23 protein-coding genes and 1 other RNA gene are annotated in these 23187 nt (G+C 37.6%); 14 read left to right on the plus strand and 10 right to left on the minus strand.

What is annotated here, in order from left to right; genetic code table 11:
- Positions 1-3: 3 nt before the first annotated feature.
- The 5 genes from H8Z77_RS10445 to H8Z77_RS10465 all read left to right on the plus strand — a co-directional run bounded on the left by H8Z77_RS10445 (position 4) and on the right by H8Z77_RS10465 (position 3733).
- Complete coding sequence (locus H8Z77_RS10445) at positions 4-765, plus strand: ABC transporter ATP-binding protein (RefSeq protein ID WP_141720166.1); 762 nt, start codon at positions 4-6, stop codon at positions 763-765.
- Entirely contained in the window at positions 755-1570 is an 816-nt protein-coding gene (locus H8Z77_RS10450) for an ABC transporter permease (RefSeq protein ID WP_286165579.1), read from the plus strand. Before H8Z77_RS10445 ends, H8Z77_RS10450 begins: the two co-directional genes overlap by 11 nt.
- Positions 1571-1653: 83 nt before the next feature.
- A complete protein-coding gene (locus tag H8Z77_RS10455) occupies positions 1654-2655 on the plus strand; it encodes an ABC transporter substrate-binding protein (RefSeq protein ID WP_186996960.1) in 1002 nt (333 codons plus the stop codon).
- An 85-nt stretch (positions 2656-2740) separates the two neighbouring features.
- Entirely contained in the window at positions 2741-2956 is a 216-nt protein-coding gene (locus H8Z77_RS10460) for a hypothetical protein (protein ID WP_186996961.1), read from the plus strand.
- Positions 2957-3064: 108 nt separating this feature from the next.
- Positions 3065-3733 carry a Crp/Fnr family transcriptional regulator gene (locus tag H8Z77_RS10465; protein WP_186996962.1) on the plus strand — a complete coding sequence of 223 codons (669 nt, stop codon included), beginning with the start codon at positions 3065-3067 and terminating at the stop codon, positions 3731-3733.
- Positions 3734-3963: 230 nt separating this feature from the next.
- Here H8Z77_RS10465 and trxA read toward each other — a convergent pair whose 3' ends face one another.
- Entirely contained in the window at positions 3964-4272 is a 309-nt protein-coding gene (trxA, locus tag H8Z77_RS10470; RefSeq protein ID WP_069986927.1) for a thioredoxin, read from the minus strand.
- Positions 4273-4353: 81 nt separating this feature from the next.
- Complete coding sequence (gene eno / locus H8Z77_RS10475; protein WP_186996963.1) at positions 4354-5628, minus strand: phosphopyruvate hydratase; 1275 nt, start codon at positions 5626-5628, stop codon at positions 4354-4356.
- 187 nt (positions 5629-5815) lie between these two features.
- Between eno and H8Z77_RS10480 the strand changes: the two genes are divergently transcribed.
- Both H8Z77_RS10480 and H8Z77_RS10485 read left to right on the plus strand, forming a co-directional pair.
- Positions 5816-6082: a hypothetical protein gene (locus H8Z77_RS10480; RefSeq protein ID WP_069986929.1), complete on the plus strand. Its 267-nt coding sequence runs from the start codon at positions 5816-5818 to the stop codon at positions 6080-6082.
- A gap of 3 nt (positions 6083-6085) precedes the next feature.
- Complete coding sequence (locus tag H8Z77_RS10485; protein ID WP_286165580.1) at positions 6086-6949, plus strand: delta-lactam-biosynthetic de-N-acetylase; 864 nt, start codon at positions 6086-6088, stop codon at positions 6947-6949.
- Positions 6950-7075: 126 nt separating this feature from the next.
- Here the strand turns inward: H8Z77_RS10485 and H8Z77_RS10490 are convergent, their stop codons facing one another.
- The gene (locus tag H8Z77_RS10490; protein ID WP_186996965.1) at positions 7076-7786 is read right to left on the minus strand and encodes a hypothetical protein; all 711 of its coding nucleotides are present in this window, start codon (positions 7784-7786) and stop codon (positions 7076-7078) included.
- Between the two features lie 116 nt (positions 7787-7902).
- A complete protein-coding gene (locus tag H8Z77_RS10495; RefSeq protein WP_069986932.1) occupies positions 7903-8730 on the minus strand; it encodes an Mrp/NBP35 family ATP-binding protein in 828 nt (275 codons plus the stop codon).
- 218 nt (positions 8731-8948) lie between these two features.
- On the opposite strand from H8Z77_RS10495, the gene H8Z77_RS10500 reads away from it, so the two are divergent.
- Positions 8949-10874, plus strand: a complete 1926-nt coding sequence (locus tag H8Z77_RS10500; RefSeq protein WP_186996966.1) for an ABC-F family ATP-binding cassette domain-containing protein — start codon at positions 8949-8951, stop codon at positions 10872-10874.
- Positions 10875-10898: 24 nt separating this feature from the next.
- On the plus strand, positions 10899-11792 hold the full coding sequence (locus H8Z77_RS10505; RefSeq protein WP_186996967.1) for a bactofilin family protein: 894 nt from the start codon (positions 10899-10901) through the stop codon (positions 11790-11792).
- Between the two features lie 180 nt (positions 11793-11972).
- Here the strand turns inward: H8Z77_RS10505 and H8Z77_RS10510 are convergent, their stop codons facing one another.
- Both H8Z77_RS10510 and H8Z77_RS10515 read right to left on the minus strand, forming a co-directional pair.
- The gene (locus H8Z77_RS10510; RefSeq protein ID WP_186996968.1) at positions 11973-12767 is read right to left on the minus strand and encodes an alpha/beta hydrolase; all 795 of its coding nucleotides are present in this window, start codon (positions 12765-12767) and stop codon (positions 11973-11975) included.
- Between the two features lie 126 nt (positions 12768-12893).
- Positions 12894-15419 (minus strand): YfhO family protein, encoded by a 2526-nt coding sequence (locus H8Z77_RS10515; RefSeq protein ID WP_186996969.1) that lies wholly within the window; start codon positions 15417-15419, stop codon positions 12894-12896.
- 392 nt (positions 15420-15811) lie between these two features.
- Between H8Z77_RS10515 and H8Z77_RS10520 the strand changes: the two genes are divergently transcribed.
- Both H8Z77_RS10520 and H8Z77_RS10525 read left to right on the plus strand, forming a co-directional pair.
- The gene (locus H8Z77_RS10520) at positions 15812-17212 is read left to right on the plus strand and encodes a lipopolysaccharide biosynthesis protein (protein ID WP_069986947.1); all 1401 of its coding nucleotides are present in this window, start codon (positions 15812-15814) and stop codon (positions 17210-17212) included.
- An 18-nt stretch (positions 17213-17230) separates the two neighbouring features.
- Positions 17231-18751, plus strand: a complete 1521-nt coding sequence (locus tag H8Z77_RS10525) for a sugar transferase (RefSeq protein ID WP_069986946.1) — start codon at positions 17231-17233, stop codon at positions 18749-18751.
- Positions 18752-19448: 697 nt separating this feature from the next.
- On the opposite strand, the gene H8Z77_RS10530 is transcribed toward H8Z77_RS10525, so the two are convergent.
- Positions 19449-19724 (minus strand): Nif11-like leader peptide family natural product precursor, encoded by a 276-nt coding sequence (locus tag H8Z77_RS10530; protein WP_186996970.1) that lies wholly within the window; start codon positions 19722-19724, stop codon positions 19449-19451.
- Positions 19725-19843: 119 nt separating this feature from the next.
- A complete protein-coding gene (locus H8Z77_RS10535; protein WP_186996971.1) occupies positions 19844-20569 on the minus strand; it encodes a rhomboid family intramembrane serine protease in 726 nt (241 codons plus the stop codon).
- Positions 20570-20774: 205 nt separating this feature from the next.
- Between H8Z77_RS10535 and H8Z77_RS10540 the strand changes: the two genes are divergently transcribed.
- The 3 genes from H8Z77_RS10540 to rnpB all read left to right on the plus strand — a co-directional run bounded on the left by H8Z77_RS10540 (position 20775) and on the right by rnpB (position 21662).
- Positions 20775-21128, plus strand: a complete 354-nt coding sequence (locus H8Z77_RS10540; RefSeq protein ID WP_069986944.1) for a DUF2508 family protein — start codon at positions 20775-20777, stop codon at positions 21126-21128.
- Positions 21091-21288 carry a pro-sigmaK processing inhibitor BofA family protein gene (locus tag H8Z77_RS10545; protein WP_076939103.1) on the plus strand — a complete coding sequence of 66 codons (198 nt, stop codon included), beginning with the start codon at positions 21091-21093 and terminating at the stop codon, positions 21286-21288. Before H8Z77_RS10540 ends, H8Z77_RS10545 begins: the two co-directional genes overlap by 38 nt.
- 42 nt (positions 21289-21330) lie before the next feature.
- Positions 21331-21662: RNase P RNA component class A (gene rnpB / locus H8Z77_RS10550), an RNA gene on the plus strand.
- A gap of 72 nt (positions 21663-21734) precedes the next feature.
- On the opposite strand, the gene H8Z77_RS10555 is transcribed toward rnpB, so the two are convergent.
- Both H8Z77_RS10555 and H8Z77_RS10560 read right to left on the minus strand, forming a co-directional pair.
- The gene (locus tag H8Z77_RS10555; RefSeq protein WP_186996972.1) at positions 21735-22346 is read right to left on the minus strand and encodes a pentapeptide repeat-containing protein; all 612 of its coding nucleotides are present in this window, start codon (positions 22344-22346) and stop codon (positions 21735-21737) included.
- Between the two features lie 9 nt (positions 22347-22355).
- The gene (locus tag H8Z77_RS10560) at positions 22356-23084 is read right to left on the minus strand and encodes a class I SAM-dependent methyltransferase (protein ID WP_186996973.1); all 729 of its coding nucleotides are present in this window, start codon (positions 23082-23084) and stop codon (positions 22356-22358) included.
- Between the last annotated feature and the right edge of the window lie 103 nt (positions 23085-23187).

Here is a 23187-nt window from a genome sequence, read left to right on the forward strand (position 1 = left end):
CCATTGCAGGAATTTGTGAAAATTAAAAATATAATAGAACAATATCAAGCAGATAATGGCGAAGTACTGGCACTGGATGGGGTAAGCCTTTCGGTAGCGCAAGGGGAGTTGGTCAGTATTGTTGGCCCTAGCGGCTGCGGAAAATCCACCTTGCTTTCCATCGTGGCAGGATTGGAACAGCCAACCCACGGCAGTATTGAGGTAAATGGGAAGGAAATTACAAGAGTATCTTCCCAAATCGCTTATATGCTGCAAGATGATAACCTGTTAGAGTGGCGGTCGATCTATAAAAATATATTATTAGGTCTTGAAATACAAAAAAAGAAAACACCGGAAAATATTGCTTATGTTAACCAGCTAATTGATAATTATGGATTAGGGGAGTTTAAGCAAAAATATCCATCACAGCTTTCTGGCGGAATGAGGCAGAGGGCTGCTCTAATTCGTACTTTAGCAATTAAACCGGAGTTGCTTTTATTGGATGAAGCTTTTTCCGCACTGGATTATCAAACTAGATTGCAGGTAACAGATGACGTCCGTCAGATCCTACGGAAAGAAGGGAAAACCACAATAATGGTTACCCATGATATTCCAGAGGCAATCAGTATGTCTGACCGGGTAGTAGTATTATCTGCACGTCCTGGTAAAGTCAAAGCAGTGCATACTCTGGATTTTGGGGAAGATTTAAAACCGTTAGAACGGCGGAAGCAGCCAAAGTTCAGCGAATATTTCAATGAGATTTGGGGTGAGTTGGTTGAAAAATGAATCAAATCAGCTTTCGGCTGAACGCCAAAACTATCTCAAACGGAAAAAGCGGAACCGTAATCTGGTTAGGGTGACACAACTGGGCATTTTGGTTGTATTAATTGCCCTTTGGGAGATTTTAGCGGATATTGGCGTTATCGATAGCTTTATTATGAGTAGCCCTTCCCGTATTTTAAAAACATTTGGTAACTTATCTAATAATGGAATTTTAACTCATTTAGGGGTTACTTTATATGAGACATTAACGGGATTCTTTTTAGGGGTTATTTTGGGGATCATCATTGCGATTATTCTATGGTGGTCTAAATTTTTATCCAAAGTAAGTGAGCCATTTTTGGTGGTATTAAATAGTTTACCCAAAATTGCGTTGGGGCCAGTTATTATCATTTGGGTAGGGGCAGGAACAGGTGCAATTGTTTTTATGGCAGTAGCGATTTCGTTAATTGTTACTGTACTGGAAATGCTCAATGGATTCCGCAGTACTAACCCAGAGATGATACGGATGGCGCAGAGTTTTTCCGCTAGTAAAGCGCAGATTTTTACTAAAATTGTATTTCCATCCAATCTGCATACCTTGTTTAACTCATTAAAAGTAAATATAGGGCTATCCCTGGTTGGGGTAATTGCAGGAGAATTTTTAGTATCCAAAGCGGGGCTTGGTTATTTAATTGTATATGGCGGCCAGGTCTTTAAATTGGATTTGGTTATGGCAAGTGTCATTATTCTTGCAATAGTAGCGGCAGTTTTATACGAAGTTGTTGTGTTAGGTGAAAAATTGGTGAACCATTTTGTAAGTCACCGCTAATATAAAGCAGAAATCTAGGATTCTATTATGCGGCAAGAAATTCCCCCAGCGGGGTTTCATTTTATTTTTTCAGGAGGGACAGTATGCGTTATTGGAAGAAAATACTTAGTGTTCTATTAGCTGGTATTATGTGTTGCCTGGTAGCGGCAGGATGTTCTAGTGAAAAAGAGGAAGGTTTGACAAAATTAAATGTTTGTGAAGTAACCCATTCGTTGTTTTACGCTCCCCAATATGTTGCTATTTCGGAAGGATTTTTTGCGGAAGAAGGCTTGGAGCTAGAATTGAGCAATGGCGGTGGAGCAGATAAAGTTATGGCTGCGATTCTGTCAGGGGATATGGATATTGGGTTGGCAGGCCCAGAGGCAAGTATTTATGTATATAATGAAGGAAAAGAGGATCATCCACAAGTATTTGCCCAATTGACCAAACGGGATGGCTCTTTTTTGGTAGCAAAAGAGGATATACAGGGTTTTACATGGGATGATATTAAAGGAAAAACAGTGATTCCAGGTAGAAAAGGTGGAGTGCCTTACATGACATTGGAATATATTATTAAAGAAAATGGAATTGACCCAGCAACTGACACTACTTTAGACGACAGCATCCAGTTTGATTTAATGGCTGGGGCGTTCTCCAGTGGTACAGCGGACTTTGTTACTTTATTTGAGCCTACTGCATCTATGATTGAACAGGAAGGTAAAGGCCATATTGTATGTTCTATTGGTACAGAGAGCGGTGAAATCCCTTATACCGCTTACTGTGCGAAACAGAGTTATATGGAAGAAAACCCTGAGATTATTCAAGGATTTACCAATGCAGTAGCAAAAGGGCAGCAATGGGTAAAGGAACATACCGCAGAAGAAATTGCGGAGTCCATTGTGGATTTCTTCCCAGATACAGATGTAGAAACTTTATCAAGAGGTTTACAAAGCTATATTGATGCGGATGCTTGGAATGCTACCCCTGTTATGAAAAAAGAAGCTTTCCAACGTTTGCAAGATGTTATGATTTCCGCAGGGGAACTATCTGAATATGTTCCATTTGAGGAAATTATCAACAACAGCTATGCGGAAAAAGTAAACTAAGCAGCCATTTGTTCAAAATTAGCAAGAAAAAAGTTACAATTGGTATTTTTGCGGCTGCATAGGATAAAGGGAAGGAGTGTGAAAGATGAAATTTACCTTTGATATGACAGTAGGGCAATTACTGGAAAATCCAAAATCCCGTTCGGTTTTTGAGAAGTATACTCCACAACTTGTGCATCATCCTATGATTGGAATGGTAAAACATTTTAAACTAAAAGATTTGATGCAGTATGCTGGAAAAGCAAATATTTCTCAAGAAACTGTGAAAAAAATCCAAACAGAATTGGAATCCCTGTCCTAGTAAAAAATAGGCTATCCTGAAAGGATAGCCTATTTTTACTGTTGTTTTAGGTTGTTTTTTCCTCTATTTAGTGGTACAATACAACCAAAAAGTTGGGAGGGAAAATAGATGGAAAAAATTGAATTTTTACAAAAAAATCTTTCTTTTTGGAACCGGCTAACTAAGACAGAACAACATCTGTTGGAACAAAATGCAATCGAAAAGTCTTTTTGTAAAGGGGAAGTTTTACATAATAGTTCAGAAGGTTGTTTGGGAATGGTACTAGTAAAAAGCGGACAGATTAGGGCATATCTGTTATCGGAAGATGGAAGAGAAATCACATTGATGCGGCTTTTTCAAGGGGATATCTGTGTTTTATCCGCTTCTTGTATTTTGGATGCGATTACCTTTGAAGTTTCGATTGATGCGGAAGAAGATAGCCAGGTTGTTATCCTTCCCTCTAATTTAATGCACCAGTTGATGGAACAAAATATTCATGTAGAAAATTTTACCTATCAGTTAATTGCAGCAAGTTTTTCGGATGTTATGTGGACGATGCAGCAAATTCTATTTATGAGTTTTGATAAACGCCTAGCTATTTTTTTATTGGATGAGGTGGCAAAAAACCATTCAGATGCTTTAAAAATTACCCATGAGCAGATTGCAAAGTACATGGGAAGCGCACGGGAAGTTGTTTCCCGTATGTTAAAATATTTTGAAGGGGAAGGAATTGTGGCACTTTCCCGAGGAGGAATTCAAGTATTGGATAAGAAAAAATTAAAAGGACTATTGAACTGATTCGATTTCTCCAATTTTTGAAGAATCCTATTGGACTTCTACTCAGAAAAGCATCCAATTATAGACCAACAAGAGGTTTCGGTATACAAACAAAAAATCCAGGCAAATTATTTGCCTGGATTTTTTATTGAACAGATTTGTGCCGAACGATAACAACCGCCATATGGTAAACTACATATATTGTTTTGGATATTCTCCATGGTTAAGTCAAAAAGTTTATTGTATAGGTATTATCCTAACATTTCTAAAATAGCGGTTTTTGGTTGGACGCCGACAGAAGTGGATTGTTTCTGTCCATCTTTGAATACCATGAGGGTTGGGATACTCATGACCTGGAAAGATTGTGCCAATTCCATTTGTTCATCAATATTAATTTTACCTACTTTTACTTGTGGATTTTCTGCAGCAATTTCATCAATAACTGGCGAAAGCATTTTACATGGCATACACCAATCAGCCCAAAAATCCAATAATACTGGGCGGTCGGATTGTAATACCTCTTGTTCAAAATTTTCTTTTGTAATATGCAATACTGACATTTGTCAGGACTCCTTTCTGTTTGATCTGGTTTCAGTATACTCTATGTTTGTTATTTATTCTGTAACCAAGTCACACAAGGACTATTTTTTAAATAGTTGGGGGCCAGGATAGTAAGCATTGCAGCCAAGATAGGATTCAATTTTTAACAGCCTATTGTATTTCGCAACCCGTTCGGTACGGGAAGGGGCACCTGTTTTGATCTGGCCTGCGTTGGTGGCAACTGCTAAATCCGCGATGGTTGTATCCTCTGTTTCCCCGCTACGATGGGAAATAACAGCATGATATCCATTTTCCTGTGCCAGACGGATAGCGTCCAATGTTTCACTTAGGGTACCAATTTGATTTACCTTAATGAGGATTGCATTTCCTGCTTGTTGGGAAATCCCTTGCTGCAACCGTTTTGGATTTGTAACAAACAGGTCATCCCCCACAATCTGTACCCCTTTTAAACTGCGGGTAATTTGGGTGAATCCATCAAAGTCTACTTCAGATAATGGGTCCTCAATAGAAACAATTGGATATTGTTGGCACAATTTTTCAAAATAGGAAATTAACGACTCAGTTGTGTGAACCTGGTTCTTTTTGGGCAATACATAGCAATTTTCTTGGTACCATTCACTGGAAGCCGCATCCAAAGCAATGCAAATATCTGACCCTGGTTTATAGCCACATTGTTCCGTTGCCTGTAAAATCAATTGGATTGCCTGTTCATCTTCTTCCAGGTTTGGGGCATACCCTCCTTCATCTCCAACGGAGGTGGAAAGTCCTTTTTCCTTTAAAATAGAGCCGAGTTTGTGGAAGATCTCCACACACATTTGTAAGCCGCGGGAAAAACTATCCGCACCTACTGGCATAATCATAAATTCCTGAATATCAATATTATTTGCCGCATGAGCTCCACCGTTTAAAATATTCATCATGGGTACAGGGAGTTCCATTGCACGAACACCGCCTAAATAACGGTATAATGGTAATTCACAAAAATTAGCGGCTGCTTTTGCGTTGGCAAGGGAAACTGCCAAAATTGCGTTTGCCCCTAAACTGCTTTTGTTTTCTGTACCATCTAATTCACGCATGGCATCATCAATGTTTTTTTGGTTTAAGCAATTTTTCCCTTTTAACGTTGCTGCAATGTGTAGATTAATGTTTTCCACAGCCTGTAGTGTACCTTTTCCGCCATACCGCTGTGGATTATTGTCCCGCAGTTCATGGGCTTCATAAATACCAGTAGATGCACCGGAGGGAACACTGGCGGTTCCCACTTTTCCATTTTCCAAAACCACAGTTGCTTCTACCGTTGGATTTCCTCTGGAATCAATAATCTCTCTACCAAAAACCGATTTAATCGTTGACATAATAAACGGCTCCTTTTTTCTTAATTTTAGTTTTAGTATGGACTGTTTAAGCAATTTTTATCATAGAGTATTCAAAAATCCAGAATATTCCAATTGTTTTTTGGAAAATCCTTGGCATACTAGTAAAGCAAATCAAAGTAATGAACCCCACAATTGCGGGGGATTTTTAAATGGAGATGAAGATCTTATGAAAAAAATATTAGTAACATTGATGGTTTCTTTCTTATGTTTAGTAATGTTATCCGGATGTTCCGGAGATAAGGACAAAGATAACTCATCCAAAAATTCTTCTGCGTCCAGCAGTTTATCCAGTACTGTTTCCGATTTGGAATCCAAAGGTTCTGATGTTGCTAGCGATATAAAAGACACGACAAGCAAAGTAGTAAGTGATGGAAAAGAAGCTGTTAGCAGTATGATGGACCATAGTAGTACCAATGAAAGTTCTAAAGGATAAATGATGAAAAATTATAAAAAAATAGCAATCCAACTGGTAGCAGTTGGATTGGCTAGTACCATATTAACTGGCTGTGGCACAAAAGGAAAAGATAGCTCATCCCAAACATCCTCTAAAGTACCATTGCCGTCAACCAGTTCTTCCCCTGTTATCAATGCAGTTTCCCCTACTTTCGGTAATTTAGATACGAAAAAACAAGGTTGGGGCCAGGGAGTACAGTTTGACGAACAAAATATACCCATTTCCTGTACAACATTTCAAGAAAAATACGGAAAATATAATGCTGTTTTTGTCAAACAGAATTGTGAAAATCAGATTTTCCTTACCTTTGATGAAGGATATGAAAATGGATATACCTCCAAAATCCTGGATGTTTTAAAGGAAAAACAGGTTCCTGCAGTATTTTTTGTTACCTATGATTATGCCAGCAAAAATCCGGATTTGATTCAACGAATGATTGACGAAGGGCATATTGTGGGGAACCATAGTTATAGCCACCCATCTATGCCAGAAATTAGTGTAGAAAAACAGCAAGAAGAAATTACAAAACTCCATGATTATATTAAACAGGAATTTTCCTATACCATGACGCTGTTCCGTCCTCCAAAAGGGGAATTTTCGGAACAAAGCCTTGCTGTAGCAAAAGAGTTAGGATATGAAACTGTGTTTTGGAGTTTTGCTTATTCAGATTGGAATGTGGATAAACAGCCAGACCCATCAGAAGCTTTGAAAAAAACAGTAGACCGTGCCCATAATGGAGCGGTTTACCTATTGCATGCAGTGAGCAAGACCAATACTGAGATTTTAGGCAACATGATTGACCAACTTCAACAGGAAGGGTACAACTTCCAACCAATGGCAGAATAATATAAAAACACCTGGATTTTTTAAATAAGATCCAGGTGTTTTTATATTTCAAAATAATTACTGTGGATTAGTTTAAATGTTAGAAAAAGAACACCAAACCAACAATGACTTTCCATTATTTCGCGATTAATTTTTACATAATTGAACCAATTTAGGGATGAATATCATGGCACATACTCCTATCAGGACTATTGCAATTACTACTTTGACATAAAAGAAAGATTTTTGTTCGACAGTTGCATCGTAGATTATTGTTTCCGTTCCGTCCAAATTTACCCTGACCAATTGATTTTTATCCACAAATAGCATGCGGTCCAAAATTTTTGAGGAATTTTGGAGCCGGTAGGTTATTCCATTGGATATTTTCGTGTGGTTCCCTAAGTACTCATAGTAATAACGGCGGGTGTTATCATCGTCTGTGAGTAGATAATTCATATCAACCAATTCCCCTTGCAGAGTGATTTCAGCCATAACGGTAGATATACCAAAAATTAAAATCAAATTATCTTCCTTCCAATCAACTTGAACATCTGTATTACTATCAATATAAATAATAGATTGAAATTCATAGTTTGGGTTGTAAATAGAAATTGAGCTGGGATCACCAAAGCAGCTAATTGCTACCCATCCATTTTCTGAAACAGCAAACCAATCAGGGATAGGATGTTTTTCCGGCTGTTCCGTTGTGATATGTAAATCGGTATTATTCCAGATGGTTTGTTGTTTGTCAGGACGAATCGTACTTGTTTTGATATTGTTTGGAAAAGCAAATGCTATTGATGGAAACACAAAGAACATACAACAGAATAAAAGTAAAGCAATTCTGATCCGTTTCATATTATCTTCCCCTACTCAATCAAATGGTATTTATAATTTATGGAGTATAAGTTTTACAATATATAAAATACCTCCTGTTATAGAAAATAGAATAACAAGAGGTAATTGTAACATTATTATTTTGTTTTTTCTTCCAGTTTATCCACAGCGGGTTCGATATAACTACTGTCAAATCCTTCAATGGCACCATTGTCACATGCTTTCGCAAATTCTGGGTTGATTGGCAGTTTTGCTAAAACATCCAGGTCAAAATCCTTCGCAATTTCATCAATGTGGCTTTCCCCAAAAATAGAAATTGTCTTACCACAATCTGGACATTGGAAATAGCTATAGTTTTCGATGATACCTAAAATTGGAATATTCATCATATTTGCCATATTTACTGCTTTGGCAACAATCATAGAAACCAATTCTTGTGGTGAGGTGACAACGATAATACCGTCCAATGGGATGGACTGGAACACGGTCAATGGTACATCACCAGTTCCTGGAGGCATGTCCACAAACATATAGTCTACATTTTCCCAAAGCACATTCTGCCAGAACTGTTGTACGGTGCCAGCAATAACAGGCCCTCTCCATACAACCGGCATACGTTCATCATCCAATAGCAGATTAACAGAAACGACGTCGATCCCCGTATCGGTTTTAACAGGGTAAAGGGTATCTTGGGTTCCTTGGATTCTTTCGTTTAAGCCAAATAATTTTGGAATGGAAGGGCCAGTAATATCCGCATCTAAAACAGCAGTGTGGTAACCCCTTCTATTAAAAGCGCAAGCCATCATTGCTGTTACCAGGGATTTTCCAACTCCGCCTTTACCGCTGACAACCCCAATTACTTTTTGGATGCTGCTGCCTTCATGAGGTTTTTTTAACAGGCTCTCTTGGGTTCTGGAGCTACAGTCTTTTCCACAGCTACTGCAATCATGTGTACATTCGCTCATTACTTCATCTCCTCATTTTATCCACCATCCAATGATAGGATGGTTCTTTTTATACTCTTTTAAAATTATAATCCGAATCGATGTTATTTGTCAATCTATAAGCATATTAAAATAAAATTTACAATTATTCCGGTTAAAAGCTTGACGCTGTATGCTATAATGATGATATGTTTGTATTATTTGTAATCCAAACTATTTTATGTTAAAGGAAACAGAACATGCTGGTTTCAATTGAATCAATTGATAAATTTTATTTAGGCAATCCAGTATTACAACAGGTTAGCGCCACAATTGAAGATCATGACAGGATTGGTCTGATTGGCGCCAACGGTGCCGGTAAATCAACTTTGCTTCGGCTGATTTGTGATCTAGAATCTCCTGATACTGGAGAAATTGCCCGTTCTGCAAAAGTGACAATTGGTTTTTTGCAGCAAAACAGTGGGTTGGAATCCAATAATACCATTTTGGAAGAGATGAAATCGGTATTTTCCGATTTGTTAAAAATTCAAAGCCAAATGAAGCAGATAGAAGTAAGATTGGCGGATGAATCCTTAAAATCCAATCCAGAGGAATACCAACGTTTAACGCAGGAATATGCCCATCAACAAACCTATTTTGAGCAACGGGATGGGTATTTAATGGAAGTAAAAATCAACACTATTTTAAACGGGATGGGCTTTGGTGATAAGCCAAAGGAGACCTTGATCCAAACATTAAGCGGCGGTGAAAAAACCCGTTTGGCTATGGCAAAATTGTTATTGGAACAGCCGGATTTGTTGATTTTGGACGAACCAACCAACCACTTGGATTTTAAAACCCTGATGTGGCTGGAAGATTATTTGAGAGAATACAAAGGCGCACTTTTGGTAGTATCCCATGACCGCTATTTTTTAGACCAGACGGTTCAGACCATTTGGGAGGTAGAGCAGCATAAACTTCTTACATTCCGAGGGAACTATTCCAGATATACTGTATTAAAGCAGGAGTATGTGGAGCGCCAGATGAAAGAATATGAAATCCAGCAAAAGCAGATTGCTTCTATGCAGGATTATATCGACCGGAATATGGCAAGAGCTTCCACCTCCAAAATGGCAAAAAGCCGTCAGCATGCTTTAGACCGGATGGAGATTGTGGAGCGTCCAGCCTGTTTGGAAAAACCTCCTCGTATCCAGTTCTTTTATGATAAGGAACCGGTTAAAGATATTTTGGATGTCCAAGATTTAACTTTGACGGTTGGGCGAGGGGAAACACAAAAAACATTAGCACAACATCTTAATTTACATCTGTTCCGTGGTGAGAAATTTGCGATTATTGGGGAAAATGGAATTGGAAAATCCAGTTTTTTAAAAGCGGTTCAGCATATTATCCCTATTCCAGAAGGAAAAATTCGTTGGGGTACCAATACAAGGATTAGTTATTACCGTCAGGAAATGGACCAGTTAAATCCAAACAATACTGTTTTGGAAGAATTATGGAGCCGTTTTCCACATATGAATGAACAGCAAATCCGTTCGGCTTTGGGCGGTGTGTTACTGACTGGTGAAAATGTTTATAAAAAAGTAGAAGTGATCAGTGGCGGGGAAAAGGCAAAATTGAGCCTTGCCATTATTATGATGGAACGTCCTAATGTATTGGTTATGGACGAACCAACTAACCATTTGGATCTTCGTACTAAAGAGGTGTTGGAGCAGGCATTGGTTTCTTTTTCCGGTACCATTTTAATGGTATCCCATGATAGGTATCTATTAAATAAAGTGCCTTCTAAAATTATAGACATGCGTCGAGATGGAATCCATGTTTATTCAGGGAAATTTGATGATTATCTGGAACAAACTCAAAAAGAACAGCAGGCGGCCCAACAGCAAGAACAGGATCAGCCAGTTGTTATAAAAAAAGCCACAAATGGCTATAAGACAAAACAGCAAAAAGCCGCAGAAGCAAAAATGCGTACCCGTTTACGGGAGTTAGAACGGTTAATTGAACAGACTGAACTGGATATCGCCCAGCTTGAGGAAGAGATGACAAAGCCAGATGTTTATGAGAACTATTTGGCAATGAATGAAGCTTGCTCCAAATTAGAGGAGTATAAACAAAACCATTCCAGTTATTTTGAAGAATGGGCTGAATTATCCGAATTGGTATAACTTTTGAAGTAGGAGGCAACTATAATGAAAGATGACAAAGACCTTAAATTTGGTGAAAATGCAGAAGAAGATTTCATGGATTCTATGATGGATTCTTCTACAGAGCCACCAATTCCAGAACTTCCAACTTTATGGAAATGGATTAAAAACAAATTTGGAAAAGAAACCCTGGAAATAGAAGACGAGCCAGAAGAGGCTTTTGACGTTCAAGATAAAATCAAGGAAGTGAAAGAGATGAAAGACCATCACACACACACTTCTACTTCAGAACACAACATGCATACTACTACTGTAGATCATAAACCTGCCAGTCCACTTTCTTCTCCATTTTCTTCCCCAGCAACCGTGATTAACCGGGATACCGTTGTAGAAGGTCCGATTAAATCAAAATCCGATGTAAAAATTAATGGTATTGTCCGGGGACATTTAAACTGTGAGGGGAATATCTCAGTAGGCGGCCAAGTATACGGCGATATTTCCGGTGAAGGCAATGTGACTATTAGCGGCCAGGCATATGGCGATATTACTGGACGTGATATTCATATTAATGGCGGTATTATCAAAGGAAACATCACAGCTTCCGGCAACGTTACCTTTGATGGAAAAGCTGTTATTATCGGTAATATCAGTGGTAATGATTGTACCATTGATGGTAAAGTAAAAGGGCAGATTTCTGCGAATGGTTCTGTTACTTTGCAGAACAACGCATTGGTACATGGTAATATCTCTGCGAAAAACTTTAGTGCACAAAATGGTGCTGTTATCAATGGTCATGTTATCATTGTATGTGATACCAAACAGAGCGAATCTGAAATTTTTGCACTACCTGATGTTCCAAAAGAAGAAGCACCTAAAACTGCAGAGGAAACACCAGTAACAAAGAAATCGGATTCCACTACCACAAACCCACAGCAATAATAGAAAGAATCTGATTTTAGATATTTAAAATTTATTATTAAAGGGCAGTCAGTTATTACTGACTGCCCTTTTTATACTTAATTAATATAAATTTTGCGGTTTGAAAATAGTATCTCTATAGCTTTAAACCAAAAGATAAGTTGAAAAATTTCTAAAATTCATTCGCAATAATCTATATTCTCAGTGATTGGTGTAAAATATTAAATATTTTTCCAAATTAGATTGTATATATTCTATGTTGTGATGTCCTTCATATACATCGTTTTGTGATTCGATACCTTTTTCTTTTAATATTTTATGTAAAAATTTACAGCCTTCATAAAAACGGCCTTCGTCATGATTGCCAGCATCAAGATATACTTTCAGCTCTTTTGTAATCATGTTATTTTTAGCGATTGTGATAGGGTCATATTTTTCCCACATTGCTCTATCCTGAAAATATGGTATATCTTCTGGTTCCAATGTTAATTCGATTGCTGGCATATGGCCGCCAACTTTACTGAACAATTCTTGGTGGCGGAATGAATTGTGCAATGCTGCATATCCGCCTGCGGAGATGCCACCAAGATACCTTCCATTTTTCGTTGGAATAGTATAGAATGTCTGGTCGATAAATGGGATTACCTCTTTAATAAAATAATCTTCATACCGTCCAACATTAATCATAATTCCACTATCTCCTGGACTTAAAATTTCTTTACAAGTAGGGGACGAATTGATTCCTCTGCTATTTTCAATTCTAGGGCAAACTATAATCAGAGGGGATATTTTATTTTGTTCAATTAGTTTATCTGCTATTTCATCGATTTTCAATTCAGTTAGAATTGTTTCATCACCGCTTCTTCCGTGTAGGAAATATAATACTGGCAAGGGATGCATGTTATCGTATTCTTTCGGTAAGTATACATTTATACCCATTGTTTTATTGAGTATTTTGCTGTAAAAGTTGATGTGTTTTACAGTGGATTTTTTCATTTTATTTCACTCCGTTTCTGTATTTATCATAATAGGTATCATTGGACAAATTTATCTATATAAAAATCCCACTTTGTCGTAAATACAAGGTGGGATTTTTGATACCGTCAAACCTTTTATAAGTGTTTAGGTTTTATCTATTGGATCATCTTGATCTGATAGATCTGTATCCTTTTCAGATGAAGATACCTGCCGTATAAGGATATTTGGATGGTTAAGCTCATATTCCTGGTAAATTTCCGTACGGGTTGGCTGTAAAGAATCATTTTTTAGTTCTTCCAGATGTCCTTTAGGATTATAAGCAAATTCTTTTGGATTGCGTTTTTCTAGTTTTTTACACAATAGCAGGTACAATAGGAATAAAGCTACCCCAACAATGGTACCGATAAATCCAAGTTTTAGTCCAGGGGTAGAATAATGGAACTCAATTGTATTTTCCCCAGAGGCACATTTTACCGCCATAAAACCAACATTTACTTTCTCAATCTCAACGGGTTCTCCATTTACAGTGGCTGTCCATCCTTTATCATAAGGGACGGAGAAAAATACCAGATTTTCTTCCTTCAATGTAATGGTGGCGTCAAAACCGTTTCCACTGGTTTCAAAGGTATCACAGGTATATCGTCGACGGTCCTCACAGATATCTGTGAGCTCCTCATCAGAAATATTGGTATCTCCAATATAGTGTTCCAATAAACCACTGTATTTTTGGATTTGTTCTTCGTCTAATAGGATTGAATTTACCAATAGGCGGTCACGAGTATCTTCAAAAGAATCGTCAAACTGCTCTTGGGTAATATAAGAATCGTAAGTGAATCCCATGGGGATAAAGTTTTTATTTTCATAGATGTCAAAACCATTTTGGTTGTCATAGAGGACGCAGTTAGGAGGTAAATCTAGGTTGGTTTTTTTGTTGTCGGCATTATTTTCTGCGAAAATATATTTTACCGAGAGCAGTTCCCTTAACCCGTAATACTTTGGTTCTGGACGGGAAGCAACATCACGGTCTACTCCAACCGCTGGATAGAATTCCATAATGGATGCTGGTACAACGCTTTGGAATGCCTGTATAGTTGGCATCCTCCAATACATAGGCCAGTTATCCATTCCATCATAAACATCAATCCGGTAAAATTCACTGTCATCCAATTGAAATTCCGCGTTCAATCCACGGTCTACTACATTGCGGTAAACATAATCTACATTCTGCATTTTTCCCCAGGAAACCTGTACCACTCCATTTACTACAATAATGGCGCAAAGCGCTATCAAAGAAGAACGGTAAAGTCTTGTTTTGGTTTTTCGGTATTTTTGTAGGATAAACGCTGCTATGACAATACAGAGGATTGCGATCAAAACATTAATCCAGAACATAGTTGGATATCCTGGCGCTGAAAAATAGGTGGTTTTTCCATCTTCTGTAGTAGGGATAATACCAATGATAGCAAATAGGCAGGTAATAATAAATGTCGTTTTAATACCAAAGCTAATATCCATTTTTTTATTTTCCAGTACAATGACGGTAGCAAGGGACATCATTAGCACCATCATGTAGAACCAGCGGGCATAATAGGAAGAGTTAAACGCAAAGAAAGCACTGTTCAGGATTGGTACCAGTGACATTGTGATTAATACAATAATTAACGTCTTTAACCAGTGTTTTCTTTTTTCCCTTAAAAACGTGAGGACACCCGCCATACTGAACAGTGGTAACCAAGCCGCAACTGAGCACCATTTGGCGTTGGAATCCGGAAAGAAGTTGGCGCGAGCTGGCATATCCGCAGGGAAGAACATACTTTGTAAAATCAATCCATAGCGCTGTGGATTATAATAAAACAGCATGTTAAACCCAGTTAACATATTATCTGTTCTGGGATTTCCCATCAAAGAACAGATACATGGTAGAAACAGGACAAGGGCGATTAAAACGCCAATAATGGATTCCGCTGCCAGTAAGCCGAATTTTTTCAGGTTTATGCGGAAATCTAAACATAAACAGCGCAAAAAGAAATACAGAACCAAAAAGGCAACTTGCCCCGCAAAGAAGAAATAGTTTGTAAATACATTCAATGCGACAGCCATAGCAAAAAGGCCTTTTCTGTTATTCATCACCAGTTCTTCCAAACCGATTAACAGTAATGGGAAAAATGCAATGACTTCATGAAAATGGTTAAAGAAAATATTGTAAATGGAAAAGCTGGAAAACGCGTACATCATGGCACCAATAATCGCCATATGCGGGGTTTTGGTAAACCTCCGGATAAACGCGTAGGATGTAGTGGCTGCAATAGAAAATTTTAAAATAAATAATGGTGCCATTAAATAGGGGACCCATGAGGATGGAAAGGGAATTGTCAGCCAAAAGAAAGGGCTACCCAGTAAATAAAACCCATAGGAACCTACAAAATTGGAGCCAAGGTCGGTGTACCAACTCCAACCTACTTCTCCAGAGCGAATTGCGTCATGGGCGTATTGATAAAATGGAATTTGTTGTACATTATAATCCCCATAAAAGATAAATAATCCTTTGTCACAAATGATAAAAGGCAGAAAAATAATAGTAGTTATCAAAGCAGCCAGCAAAAAAACTTTAATGCAGTTTTTTGACTCTGATCGGGTGGGGGAAAACCACCGCTGGACTTTTGTTAGCATGAAAAACCTCCTTATTAAAAAATAAAGTAAATAGATATTCTTGTTTTAATCATTTTTCTATCACAATCCTATGACATCCTTCTATTATGATTGGTGTACAATCCGTTTTTTCTATTTGTGTTGTTATAAAAATAAAAAACCTTGCCGATGCTTTCCAGTGAAAATCCTGTAATTACCAAATTATTATACCATATTTGTTGTAAGATAGATACATAGATTTGTCTAAATTGAAATGCTTTTCTATTGTTTTTTTCGGGACATTTCCGAAAAATAAAGAAACAAGTTGAACAAACCAGGATACCATAGACTTTTTTGGAATAGTTTGCTATAATGATAAGATGTAATATCATGTCGAGAACGTTAAAACTATAAGATTTGATTGAGGTTATTACATGGGTAGATTTTTAAAGACCTTTGGATTGTATTTTATTGGAAATACAGCAAGCCGATTGATGTCATTTTTGGTGATGCCTTTTATCACCCAACATGTAAGCAATGAAGATTCTGGCTATTTTGCAACAGTAGAGGCATTGGTCAATATTGTTGTTATTATGCTGTTTATCTCCGCTTGGTCCGGCATCCTGCGATATTTGTTGGATAAGGATTATGACAGCCGGAGGATGAAGCGTAAAGTCATTACCGCTGGTTATACTATTGAGATTATCTCACTTGTAATATTTACAGTTGGCTTTATTATAGTCAATTTCTTTGCGCCAATACGGGAAGCTGGTTTTGTTTATTTCTTTTGTGTTGCCTATATGCTGCATCAGAATGTTGCCTTTACGGTGCGTGGATTGGGGTACAACAAACTGTATGTTTGCTCCGGCATTTTAGGCAGTATCGTTTCCTTTTCTACTAACCTGATTTTAGTGTTAGTATTCCATTGGGGTTCTGCCGCACTGATTTTGGCAGCGGCACTTTCCTATTTTGTTCCAGCTTTATTTATGGAGTTCTTTGCGCGCACCTTGAAAAAAGTCCGTTTGCGCGATTTGGATTGGTCTGTCGTAAAAACAATGGCAAGATATTGTTTCCCCTATAGTTTGAACCAGGGCGCATATTGGATTACCAACCGTGCCAATACTCAGATTATTACGATTATGATGGGATTGGCAGCAACTGGTGTATTTTACTGGGCGAATAAATTTACATCTATTATACAATTGGTGGTAATGGTGTTCAATCTTGCTTGGCAGGAAATGACCTTCTCTATGAGCCATGATGCGGACAGAGCAAAAAAATATAACTTGATGTTGAAAAACTTTTTGCTATTTGTATCCTGTGGTTTGCTTTTCCTAGTACCAGTTACTAGGATTGTATTTCCCATCTTTGTTCGAAATGGTTCCCAGGCGGGGTTGGCGATTATCCCGTTAGCATATTTGGGAGCGTTTATGGATTCTCTTGCCAACTTCCTGGGTTCTGTGATGTGTGCGGAACAACGGATGAAATCTCAACTTACATCCACTGTAGTAGGTGCTATTATTACTGTAGTCGTGATGTTTGGGACGATTCCGATTATTGGGTTCCAAGCCGCACCTTTGGCCACTATCCTCTGCTTTTTAGCGGTTGTGATTATGCGTACAATCAACCTGCGGGATGTTGTAAAGTTAAACTATCAGATGGGTTATTTAGTCCACTATGGATTGATGTTTGCCCTTGCTTCGTTGGTTTTCTTTAAAGGTTCTATTTTAATGAATGTTATTTTTGCCGTAGTAGTTGCGGTTTATTGTATCATTGTATTACGTGGTATCATCAAAGATTTTGTAAAGATGATCTTGAAAAAAGTTCGTTCTTAAACTGGGAGGTGTAATTGAGTGAATCGCAAACTCAAATATATAATACGGCGCTGTGAAAATACCGTTTTATTTGCTATTAAGACAATTATGCTTGTCAGTTTATTTGTAGCTTTTTTTGGAGTATATTCTTATTTGATACCGGAATTACGTGTGTTTAACCGTACATCCATCATATCATATGGAACTTTTGTGGTAGCCATTCTGTTATTTATCCGTATTTATGGTGGATTTTCAGTTGGTGAGAAGAAAAGTAAAGAAATTGTCAACTCTATGCTGTTGGCAACTTTAATGGCAGATATCATTACCTTTCTGGAAATGTATATTATGGGATTGAGTACTACACAAATCCATAATTTTGCGGACAACCACTTGAATTTATCTGTTATTCCGCCTTTGCAGGATATTCCGATGAAATACTTCCTACAGTACTATTTTACCACCCGTGTATTGCCGGGATTGGGGTTATTGGTTATCGTATTTGTGCTACAGGTATTGTTGCTTTATATCTTTTCCTATTTTGGAAATTTTGTTTACTTCAAAATCAACCATCCTCAAAAATCTTTGATTGTATATCAGGATGAAAGTTTGCTGCCGACCGTGATTCCAAAAATCCAAAAGTATAAAAAACAGTGGAGGATTAACCGGCTGATCAAATACGATGACCCGGATATCAAAGGGGCACTGTTAGGGCATAGCACCATTTTCTTTTTAGATGTTCCTAAAAATGAACGCACCCGTCAGGTGGAATACTGTTATGCGCATAATAAGAATATCTATATATTGCCGGATGTTTCGGATATTATTTTAAATCATGCCAGCCATGTAGTAGTGGATGATACCGCTATGTTTGCTTCTACAAAACAAAGTATGAGTTTTGAGCAGATGATTATCAAGCGGATTTGCGATATTATTTTCGCTGTGATTATGATCCTCCTTAGCAGCCCGTTTATGATTATTTCCGCTTTGGCTATTAAAATTTATGACCGAGGTCCTGTCTTTTATAAACAAGCACGTTTGACCAAAGGCGGCAGAGAATTTAATGTACTTAAATTCCGTTCCATGATTGTAGATGCGGAGAAAAACACGGGTGCTATGTTATCGACTGAAAATGATGACCGCATCACTCCAGTAGGAAAAATATTGCGCCGATTCCGTTTAGATGAACTGCCGCAGCTATTCAATATTCTAAAAGGAGATATGAGTGTTGTGGGACCTCGTCCAGAACGTTTAGTAATTGCGAAAGAATATGAAAAAGAGCTGCCAGAGTTCCGGTACCGTTTGAAAGTAAAAGCCGGCTTAACTGGATTAGCTCAGATTATGAGTAAATACAATACAACGCCAAAGGATAAATTGGCGCTGGATTTGGAGTATATTGCCCAATATTCGATTTGGTTAGATATTAAGCTGATTTTACAAACCATGATAGTCTTTTTAAAGAAAGACAGCACAGAAGGCGTTACACAGCAGGATGATGATATCAATACTATTTTAGAGGAAATTGATAAAGGGGCAACCAAACCATCCGATAAACCAAAATAACTATTATCTATATGCTTATAAAGGTTGTACTCTCTATGAGATTCCCTTTTGTTTTGGTATTAACAGGTAAAACAATGTGATTTTAAAAGAATTATATTTAATCTGCAATTGTATTTGAACATAAAGATAGGTCATTCTTTGTTGTTCCAATATGATGATTTATCGATTTATATTCTCCTTTTTGGTGTTTTGTTGTTGTCAGATAGCAAACACACCAAAAAGGAATTTTTTATTATAAACCTTTCATGTTTCTTTTATCATAAAATATTTTGGATTTGTATCAAAAGCATTTTTTGTTGGCCTTTCGTAAAATTAGAGATTGTGCCATACAAAAATACGGTCAAAATCATTGGATAACAAATGGCATGGATAAAAACTTGGAAGAAAATAAAAAAGGTCTCACGAGAAATGCCAACAAACCAGCACAGATTGATTATTTGATCGTTCGTAAACGCATAATTCCCCTTTTAATAAAGTTTTATTTATTTTAGATACTTTCATTCACAGTTTATTGCTCTAATATCTGAAGTAGAAGCTATAGTTACGATCATCCCTAAAAGAGAAGGATGGAACAATCACCGTTATACCAGAAAGGATATTCCTTTGGTTAAGCTTGAATCTCACCCGCATAGCGGAGAGTTCCTCGCTAAAGCTACAATAAAAAAACAGGCATGGTAACTTACCATGCCTGTTTTTGCTATTTTGTATGCAATGCAGCAAAAAATTGTTCGTATGCGTCATCCCATCCGTCCGGTGTTTCTACTCCACCACCATTGACGCTTTTCATCAGATTATCATGATAATCTTGTCCCATAGCAAACAAATCGCCGATGTTAATGGGATACCCCAATTGTGTTGCCAGCTGACAAAAGGCATCCATTGGATCATCTGCCTGTTCCGTTTGCAGCAATTTCTGTTTTAATTCAGGATGGTGCAGAGCATCTTTTAACAGACGGCATAGTATTTCATCCATTTGTAGGCCTCCTTTACCCTTGCTTATCATTGATAACTGGACAATTGGAATTTTTCTGTTATTTTCTGGCGGTTTTTCAATATCCAACCACAAATAGAGTCCGCCATCTATTTTTATGATTATCGATTCCAGGTATTATCCATTTTTTGCTGAAAATTTTTCCGGTTTTTGCGTACTTGGGCTTTTAATTTGAGGGTACGGATAAAATCCGGTCCAAAGAATAATAAATAATTTAAGATTGCCATAATAATACTAATTTTTACTGGCCAAGGGTATACAATCAAAGAATACAGGAAAATTACAGCATCCGCAAATGCCAGGTATTTTACTTTGATTGGAATAAAAAAGAATAATAGCAATTTATGGTCTGGATATAGTGTGGCAAACGCAAAGAACAAAGAGAGATTTAAATAGGTAGCTGATATCGTTGACATGGATAAAACAGCCATAATATCGGAAATTCCTCCACCAACTGGAAGGAAATAAGAGATAAATCCTCCAATAATCGTGGCAACCATACCAGTTAAATAATAAACGGTAAACCGAAAACTACCCCATTCCCGTTCTAGGCTAACTCCAATAAAATAGTAAAAATATAGAGTAAACGCAATAAACACCAAAGAGGAATTAGGCGGAACAAAAATAAAGGTAATAATCCTCCAAATTTGCCCCTGCATAACCAGGGCAGGAGAAAAATAAAGGTATTGGCTAAAAGTAGTACCTGCCTTTAGAACAAAGAAAATATCAAAAATATATACCAATAAATTTCCAATGACAAGATACAACATAAGGTTTGGAATTCCAAACCTTCCAAACTTCCGTTCCATTTTATCTAATATTTTCATAAAGGTGGCCCCTCCCATCAAAATAATCGTAACGAGCAAGTTATGTTGTTTATTATATCACACCGTATAGTCGAAAACAACCATATTGGAACGGGTAAAATCGTGAAAAGCGCCAATATTTTATTTTTGTTTGGAAATAACTGTATACGATTGTACTATTTGCCCATACTATCTGCATAAATTGATGTTAACGGAGTTGATCATAATGGAGTTTATTCAATCTATCAGAGCGAAACTATACAAATTGGTCGGTAAAGATCAGGAAACTACCCCGCCATTGCTGGAGGAAATCAGGGATACCAAACTGCAATTGTTGGCTGCTCAAAACCATTTTGACTGCTTGGTAAATCTGGATTTAATTGATGCCTGTATTTTTCAGATTGAGTCATTAGAAGTAAAATATAACTATTTGGTCAAACAAGCCAAAGCACAAGGCCTCCGTTATAATGAGTATGTGGACGTAAAAGAGGAGGTTAAACAAAATGGTTGTTTGGATCGTACTCAGCCTGTTGGCAATCATTATGGTATTTTACTACAAACACAGGAAAAAACCTGTTAGGTCGTTTTTATTGGGAAGTATCTCTGGCATTGCCGCACTATTTGTGGTAAATGGGGTTACCTCAGGAGTATTGGCAATTAATTATGCTACATTGGCAATCTCAGCGATATTAGGGATTCCAGGCGTGGCTACGGTGGCAATCTTTAACCAGATCTTTTAAACAATTTGACACTATCCTTTATTTCAGGTATACTGTTAAATGCGAGCAGACTGTGTGGCAGCGCTGTACAATTACGGTGAGGAAAGTCCGAGCATCACAGAGCAGGGTACCTGCTAACGGCAGGCGGAGGCGACTCTAGGGAAAGTGCAACAGAAAGATACCGCCGGAGCAATCCGGTAAGGATGGAAAGGCGAGGTAAGAGCTCACCGGAGCAGGGGGAACCCTGCTGCCATGTAAACCCTATCCGATGCAACATCGACTGGGAGGCTATCGTTGGCTCGACGCTCCCGACGGATGGCTGGAGTGCTATAGCAATATAGTACCAAGATAGATTGTCACAAAAACAGAACTCGGCTTATAGGTCTGGTCGCGTTTTCTAGAACCCCAAACCATGATATGGTGAAAAAAGAGGTATCCAGTTGGATACCTCTTTTTATATGTATTCTTTAAGGGGAGTATGTTGCTCCAATAGCTTCTGCCAATAGAATACATTGTTGTAAATCCACCTTTGTGTTTTGAAAATCAATCGAGAGCAATGAATTTTGATCAAGCCCAAGATGAGATGTCCTGATATCTGAATGACGAAAGCTTAGATTATGAGTAATGATATCTGTAAAATTACATTCTGATAGGATACACCGGATAAAACTCGTCCCTGTAAAATCTGAGCCAGTAAAATTAACCCTTTCTATCATTTGTTTATCAAACTCTAAAAAACGCATTTCAGTGTACGACCAATCTCCATCTGTAATAGATACTAAACTACAATCCGTATCCATTAAGCTGGATCCAATCATTTTACATCCATCAAAATTAACTGCAAAAAGGTTTGCAAAACGAAACCTGCAATTCAAAAAGATGCAATTTTTGAAATGGACACTACTCAATATTGCGGATGAAAAATTGCAATTGTCAAATTCACAATGGTAACAAATAGAAACATCGGAAAAATCAGCTCCTATAAAACGACAATGAGTAAACTTTTTTCGATTTAATTCCATTTCTTCTATGACTTGATTGGAAAAATCCATATTTGTGTAATGCTCTTCTGAAAACATGACTACCTCCTATTTTTTTGCAGATACCAGTAGCATCATTGGCCGCCTCATTTCCTCTTTCATACCGGGCTGGTCCATCCTATTTTCTGGTGGCTGTGGTTCTACAACCCGTTTGATTTGGAAACCATGATCCCACAATGTATTTAGGTATGTGGTAAGTGTGCGGTGGTATTTGGTTACTTTTTCCCCTAAAAAAATAGCTTCCCGTTTTCCTTCATAGTAATAGTTATCTACCGGAAAATGGAAAATTTTCCTGTTTTTGTCATAATACCAATCCTGTGTTCCATACGCAGTAAAGGTTGGATGTTCTACCGAAAAAACAAATACTCCTCCAGTGGTTAAACTGCGAAAAACACTATTTACAATACCATCAAAATCTTCGATATAGTGGAATGCTAACGAGCTAATCACGACATCATATTCATTGGCTGGGAACTCAAAATCCTCCATTGCACAATTTTGATACTGTACTTGTGGAAATTTATTTTTCTGTTTGGCTACTGCTAGCATTTTTTTCGATAGATCAATTCCAAGTACGAATTCCGCCCCGTGTTGTGCAGCATAAAGGCAATGCCAGCCGTATCCACATCCTAAATCCAAAACCCGTTTTCCCTGAAAATCAGGCAGTAATTTTTGCAGTTCGCTCCATTCCCCAGCACCTTCTAAACCATAGATAGAGCGATTCATCTGACTATATTTTTGAAAAAAACCACCATTGTCATATTTGTTTTCTTTCATGATGTATCTCCTTTTTCGTAAAAATAGCCCTGTAGTTCCGCCATTACAGGGCTATTTTAATATAGTAATTGTTATATTTTTATGAAATGTTCTCCTTATTTCA

Source organism: Clostridium facile, assembly GCF_014297275.1.
Lineage (GTDB): Bacteria > Bacillota > Clostridia > Oscillospirales > Ruminococcaceae > Massilioclostridium > Massilioclostridium facile.

Bases quoted from the DNA above. Each gene is read 5' to 3' on its own strand.
- H8Z77_RS10455 (WP_186996960.1), top strand. From the start codon at position 1,654: ATGCGTTATTGGAAGAAAATACTTAGTGTTCTATTAGCTGGTATTATG.
- H8Z77_RS10460 (WP_186996961.1), top strand. From the start codon at position 2,741: ATGAAATTTACCTTTGATATGACAGTAGGGCAATTACTGGAAAATCCA.
- H8Z77_RS10465 (WP_186996962.1), top strand. From the start codon at position 3,065: ATGGAAAAAATTGAATTTTTACAAAAAAATCTTTCTTTTTGGAACCGG.
- trxA (WP_069986927.1), bottom strand. From the start codon at position 4,272: ATGTCAGTATTGCATATTACAAAAGAAAATTTTGAACAAGAGGTATTA.
- eno (WP_186996963.1), bottom strand. From the start codon at position 5,628: ATGTCAACGATTAAATCGGTTTTTGGTAGAGAGATTATTGATTCCAGA.
- H8Z77_RS10480 (WP_069986929.1), top strand. From the start codon at position 5,816: ATGAAAAAAATATTAGTAACATTGATGGTTTCTTTCTTATGTTTAGTA.
- H8Z77_RS10485 (WP_286165580.1), top strand. From the start codon at position 6,086: ATGAAAAATTATAAAAAAATAGCAATCCAACTGGTAGCAGTTGGATTG.
- H8Z77_RS10490 (WP_186996965.1), bottom strand. From the start codon at position 7,786: ATGAAACGGATCAGAATTGCTTTACTTTTATTCTGTTGTATGTTCTTT.
- H8Z77_RS10495 (WP_069986932.1), bottom strand. From the start codon at position 8,730: ATGAGCGAATGTACACATGATTGCAGTAGCTGTGGAAAAGACTGTAGC.
- H8Z77_RS10500 (WP_186996966.1), top strand. From the start codon at position 8,949: ATGCTGGTTTCAATTGAATCAATTGATAAATTTTATTTAGGCAATCCA.
- H8Z77_RS10505 (WP_186996967.1), top strand. From the start codon at position 10,899: ATGAAAGATGACAAAGACCTTAAATTTGGTGAAAATGCAGAAGAAGAT.
- H8Z77_RS10510 (WP_186996968.1), bottom strand. From the start codon at position 12,767: ATGAAAAAATCCACTGTAAAACACATCAACTTTTACAGCAAAATACTC.
- H8Z77_RS10515 (WP_186996969.1), bottom strand. From the start codon at position 15,419: ATGCTAACAAAAGTCCAGCGGTGGTTTTCCCCCACCCGATCAGAGTCA.
- H8Z77_RS10520 (WP_069986947.1), top strand. From the start codon at position 15,812: ATGGGTAGATTTTTAAAGACCTTTGGATTGTATTTTATTGGAAATACA.
- H8Z77_RS10530 (WP_186996970.1), bottom strand. From the start codon at position 19,724: ATGGATGAAATACTATGCCGTCTGTTAAAAGATGCTCTGCACCATCCT.
- H8Z77_RS10535 (WP_186996971.1), bottom strand. From the start codon at position 20,569: ATGAAAATATTAGATAAAATGGAACGGAAGTTTGGAAGGTTTGGAATT.
- H8Z77_RS10540 (WP_069986944.1), top strand. From the start codon at position 20,775: ATGGAGTTTATTCAATCTATCAGAGCGAAACTATACAAATTGGTCGGT.
- H8Z77_RS10545 (WP_076939103.1), top strand. From the start codon at position 21,091: ATGGTATTTTACTACAAACACAGGAAAAAACCTGTTAGGTCGTTTTTA.
- H8Z77_RS10555 (WP_186996972.1), bottom strand. From the start codon at position 22,346: ATGTTTTCAGAAGAGCATTACACAAATATGGATTTTTCCAATCAAGTC.
- H8Z77_RS10560 (WP_186996973.1), bottom strand. From the start codon at position 23,084: ATGAAAGAAAACAAATATGACAATGGTGGTTTTTTTCAAAAATATAGT.